This is a genomic window from Roseicyclus sp. (assembly GCF_052168335.1).
In the GTDB taxonomy this organism is placed as follows: Bacteria; Pseudomonadota; Alphaproteobacteria; order Rhodobacterales; family Rhodobacteraceae; genus Roseibacterium.
Window position 1 is genome coordinate 1 of record NZ_JBQLZP010000397.1, and the last position, 4,491, is coordinate 4,491.

Below are 4,491 nucleotides of genomic sequence, written 5' to 3' on the forward strand. Positions count from 1 at the left end.
TTTCCCTTCGAGGGCGTGACGGTGAACGGCCTCGCCATCGGGGGCGCCTCGCAGGGGATCGAGGACTACTACCTCGAGGAGGTGATCCACGGCCCCGGCGCCTTCGTGGAATACGCCCGCAGCCACCAGGACTTCGAGGAGGCGATGCGCCGGAAGCTCGAGCGCGAGCTCAGGGTGATGATCCTGGGAGAGGTGGATTAGCCCGGCGTCCGGCCGACCGGCAGGAGCGCGGCGCCCACGCGGCGGCCCTCGGAGAGGAGCACGTTGTAGGTCCGGCAGGCGGCGGCGCTCGCCATCGGCTCGACCCCGATGCCGGCGGCCTCGAGCGTGCGGCGGAACTCGGCCGGCGGATGCGCGATCTCGGGTCCGGTGCCGAGGATGAGGAAGTCGATGTCCTTCGCGGCGGCGAGGATCGGCTCGACCGAGCCATAGCCCTCCCACTGCGCTGTCCGGCCCGGCAGGACCAGCGCCGCCCCCTCGACGATCGTGCCGTCGATGCGGAAGAAGTCGGGGCCGTAGCCGTCGACCTGTTTCGCGGCGCCGAAATCGACCTCGGTGATGCGCATGATCTCTCTCCGTCTCAGTGCCAGACCGGCAGTGCGGCGAGCCCCGCCGCGCCGATCAGACCATAGGCGAAGCGGCGGTAGAGGCCAGCCCTCTCGGGGCGGAACAGGCGCACGCCCGCCCAGGTTCCAAGTGCGTAGGGCGCGAGGAGGAGGACGCCCAGCCAGACCGCGAAGGGCGGCAGGAGGCCCTGAAGCCAGAGCTGCGGCAGGAAGCTGAGCGAGGTGAGCGTGAGGAACACCGCGAGGTTGGCGCGCGTGACGGCGACGGGCTGCCCCTCGGTGCCGAGGTTGAAGAGGATCACGGGCGGCCCGTTCAGCCCCGTGCTGCCCCCCGCGATCCCCGAGAGCGCCCCCACGAAGAGGCGCGGCGCCGCCCCCGTCCCGACGGGCATGCGCCAGCCCGCCACCAGCGCCGCGAGCGTGCCGAGCGTCACCAGCGCGATGGCCGTGCGGATCGCCTCCTCCGGCGCGAGGCGCAGCGCGGCGACGCCTACGGGCGTGAAGACGATGCAGGCCGCCATCATCAGCCCGACCGACCGCTTCTCGGCCGATCTCCAGGCGCCCGGCACCACGGTGACGAGCGAGGCGAGCGCCGAGAGCGAGAAGGCCGCCACCGCCACGGCGGGCGAGACGAAGAGCGTGGCGAGCGGCATGAAGATCAGCGCCGAGCCGAAGCCCGCGAAGCCGTAGACCAGCCCCGCGAGTAGCGAGGTCGCGCAGACCCATGGAAGGCCCGGATGCCCCAGCGCGGCGGCCAGCGCCTCAGGCACGGGGCACTGCCATCAGGCGTCGATGTTGGCGAACTGCGTGCCCGCGCCCCCGCCCGAGGAGGGCTTGGACCAGTCACGCTTCACCCCGATCATGAGCACCACGTTCTTGGCCACGTAGATCGACGAGTAGGTGCCGACGATCACGCCCCAGAAGATCGCGAAGACGAAGCCCCGGATCACGTCCCCGCCGAGCACGAGGAGCGCGAGAAGCGCGAGAAGCGTCGTGCCGGAGGTCATGAGGGTCCGGCTGAGCGTCTCGTTGGCCGAGAGGTTCATCACGTCCTGCAGCGGGCGCTGCTTGTACTTGATGAGGTTCTCGCGCAGCCGGTCGAAGATCACGACGGTGTCGTTGATCGAGTAGCCGATGATCGTCAGCAGCGCCGCGATGGTGGCGAGGTCGAAGCGGATCTGGAGAAGGCTGAAGACCCCGATGGTGAGGATCACGTCGTGGATCAGCGCCGCGACGGCCCCCACCGAGAACTGCCATTCGAAGCGCAGCCAGATGTAGACGAGGAGAGCCGCGAGCGAGGCGCCGACGGCGATCAGGGCCGTCATGATGAGTTCGCCCGAGACCTTCGGGCCGACGGATTCGACGCTCGGGAAGGTCATCGCCGGGTAGACGCCGCGCAGCGCCTCCTGCACGGCGGCGACGGTCTCGGGCGTCACGCTCTCCTGACCCTCCTGGGCCTGGATGCGGATCATCGCGACGTTGCGCTCGGGGCCGAAGGTCGGGTCGAAGACCTCGGTGATCGACACGTCGCCGAGGTTCAGCGCCGCCAGCGCGTCGCGGTAGGCGCCGACGTCCACGGGCTGCGAGGACTCGGTCCGGATCGTCGTTCCGCCGAGGAAGTCGATGCCGAAGTTCAGGCCCATCGCGAACCAGACGCCGAGCGAGACGAACACCGCGACCACCGAGGCGCCGAAGGTCAGGCGGGCGTATTTGAAGAAGTCGATGTTGGTTTCGTCGGGAACCAGTTTCAGGCGCATGTCAGACCTCGATCGTCTTCGGACGCGCCCGGTCGAACCAGGTCACGATGAACAGGCGGGTGACGTAGATGGCGGTGAAGACGGACGTGAGGATGCCGATCCCGAGCGTCACCGAGAAGCCCCGGACCGGGCCGGAGCCCAGCGCGAAGAGGATCACCGCGATGATGAAGGTGGTGAGGTTGGCGTCGATGATCGCCGAGAGCGCGCGGGAATAGCCGAGCTCGATGGCCCGCGCCGGCCCCTTGGCGGTCTTGAGCTCCTCCCGGATGCGCTCGAAGACCAGGACGTTGGCATCGACCGCCATGCCGATGGTCAGCACGATCCCCGCGATGCCCGGCAGCGTCAGGGTCGCCCCGATCAGGCTGAGGATGCCGAAGATGAGGCCCACGTTCAGGATCAGCGCGACGCTCGCAAAGACGCCGAAGAGGCCGTAGCTGAGGACCATGAAGACGAGGACCGCCGCGAAGGCGACCAGCGCCGCCGTCTCGCCCGCCGCGATCGAGTCGGCGCCGAGCTCGGGGCCGATTGTCCGCTCCTCGAGGAAGGTCATCTCGGCGGGCAGCGCGCCCGCGCGCAGCAGGACGGCAAGCTCGGTCGAGCTCTCCACGGTGAAGTTGCCGGAAATCTGCCCCGAGCCCCCGGTGATCGCCTGCCGGATGACGGGGGCCGAGATCACCTCCTCGTCGAGCACGATGGCGAAGGGGGCGCCCACGTTGGCGGCGGTGTATTCGCCGAAGGCACGCGCGCCCGCCGGGTTGAAGCGGAAGGTCACGATCGGCTGGCCGGTCTGCTGGTCGAAGGAGGGCTGGCTGTCCACGAGGTCGTCGCCGGTCACGACGGGCGTTTCCTCGAGGATGTAGAAGACCCCCTCCTCGTCCATCGAGGGCAGCACGATCTGCCGGGGCTCCACCGCCTCCTCCGCGTTGTCGGCGCGGCCGACGACCGGGTGGAAGGTGAGGCGCGCGGTGGTGCCGATCAGGTCCTTCAACTCCTGCGCCGAGCCGATGCCCGGCACCTGGATGAGGATGCGGTCCTGGCCCTGCCGCTGGATCGTCGGCTCGCGCGTGCCGGCCTCGTCGACGCGGCGGCGCACGATCTCGACGGATTGCTGCATGGTCCGGTCGTCGGTCGCCTGCCGCTCGGACTCGGAGAGCGTCACGATCAGCATGTCGCCCTGCCCGCTCACGTCGAGCGTGGAGGAGCCGACGCCGGTGAGGCTGACCACGGGCTCGGCCAGGGCGCGCACCGCCGTCACCGCCTGCGGCAGGCCCGCGGGCTCGCTGACCCTGACGTGCAGTTCGCCCGGGGGCGCGTCGACGCGGCGGATCGTGCCGACGGTGTCGCGCAGGTCGCGCAGCGCGTCCCTGACCTCGGGCCAGAGCGCGTCCATCCGCGCCTCGTAGACGTCCTCCACCTGCACCTCGGCGAGAAGGTGCGCGCCGCCCCTGAGATCGAGGCCCAGGTTCACCAGCGTCGAGGGCAGGAACTCGGGCCATTCCGCGAGCGCCGCCGCGTTCTCGTCCGAGACCACGCCCGTCGCCTCGATCGCGGCGGCGGCGTCGTTGTGGCGCTCGACCTGCGCGTAGAACAGGTTCGGCATCGCGAAGGAAAGGCCGGCGAGGATCACCAGGACGATGAGAATCCGGTTCCAGAGCGGGATTTGAAGCATGGCGGAAAGGACCCCTGGTCGTCAGGCCGGAACGGGAGCGGGGCCGCACGGGGCCCCGTCCGCATCACTCGTCGGCGGGCTCGGTCTTGGAGCGCACCTGCGCGATGGTCGGGCGCACGACGCGCACCTTGACGCCCTGCGCGAGCTCGATCTCGACCTCGCTGTCGTCCTTGACCTTGGTGATCTTGCCGATGAGGCCGCCCTGGGTCACCACCTCGTCGCCCCGGCGGAGCGCGGCGACCATGGCCTGATGCTCCTTCACCTTCTTCTGCTGCGGACGGATGAGCAGGAAATACATGATCGCGAAGATCAGGATCAGCGGTACGAACTGGGCGAAGGCTTCCATCGGTGTCCTCTGTGTCGTGTCGGGTTCGGGCCCTGCACTGGCCGGTTGTCGTTGGTCGGAGCCGTCCGTTCCGGCCCCGCTGTCCCCCGGGTCCGGAAGTCGCGGCACCGTAATTCCGGGGTCCGGGGAAGGCAAGGCGCGCTCCCATGGCGG

General features: G+C 69.7%; 6 protein-coding genes. 1 reads left to right on the plus strand and 5 read right to left on the minus strand.

Features of this window, described 5'->3' with window-relative positions:
* Positions 1 to 201 (plus strand): DUF1194 domain-containing protein (locus ACTS11_RS12115; RefSeq protein WP_442640571.1); only part of this gene is annotated, 201 nt, incomplete at its 5' end.
* Here the strand turns inward: ACTS11_RS12115 and ACTS11_RS12120 are convergent.
* The 5 genes from ACTS11_RS12120 to yajC form a co-directional block, all read right to left on the minus strand.
* On the minus strand, positions 198 to 566 hold the full coding sequence (locus ACTS11_RS12120; protein ID WP_442640572.1) for an Mth938-like domain-containing protein: 369 nt from the start codon (positions 564 to 566) through the stop codon (positions 198 to 200). The two genes, ACTS11_RS12115 and ACTS11_RS12120, sit on opposite strands and share 4 nt — an antisense overlap.
* 14 nt (positions 567 to 580) lie before the next feature.
* A complete protein-coding gene (locus ACTS11_RS12125) occupies positions 581 to 1,336 on the minus strand; it encodes a sulfite exporter TauE/SafE family protein (RefSeq protein WP_442640573.1) in 756 nt (251 codons plus the stop codon).
* Positions 1,337 to 1,348: 12 nt separating this feature from the next.
* Positions 1,349 to 2,323 (minus strand): protein translocase subunit SecF, encoded by a 975-nt coding sequence (secF, locus tag ACTS11_RS12130; RefSeq protein WP_442640574.1) that lies wholly within the window; start codon positions 2,321 to 2,323, stop codon positions 1,349 to 1,351.
* Between the two features lies 1 nt (position 2,324).
* Complete coding sequence (secD, locus tag ACTS11_RS12135) at positions 2,325 to 3,992, minus strand: protein translocase subunit SecD (protein ID WP_442640575.1); 1,668 nt, start codon at positions 3,990 to 3,992, stop codon at positions 2,325 to 2,327.
* 64 nt (positions 3,993 to 4,056) lie between these two features.
* Entirely contained in the window at positions 4,057 to 4,338 is a 282-nt protein-coding gene (gene yajC / locus ACTS11_RS12140) for a preprotein translocase subunit YajC (protein ID WP_442640576.1), read from the minus strand.
* Between the last annotated feature and the right edge of the window lie 153 nt (positions 4,339 to 4,491).

Coding starts and splice junctions, on each gene's coding strand:
- secF (WP_442640574.1), bottom strand. CDS start 2,323: ATGCGCCTGAAACTGGTTCCCGACGAAACCAACATCGACTTCTTCAAA.
- yajC (WP_442640576.1), bottom strand. CDS start 4,338: ATGGAAGCCTTCGCCCAGTTCGTACCGCTGATCCTGATCTTCGCGATC.
- secD (WP_442640575.1), bottom strand. CDS start 3,992: ATGCTTCAAATCCCGCTCTGGAACCGGATTCTCATCGTCCTGGTGATC.
- ACTS11_RS12120 (WP_442640572.1), bottom strand. CDS start 566: ATGCGCATCACCGAGGTCGATTTCGGCGCCGCGAAACAGGTCGACGGC.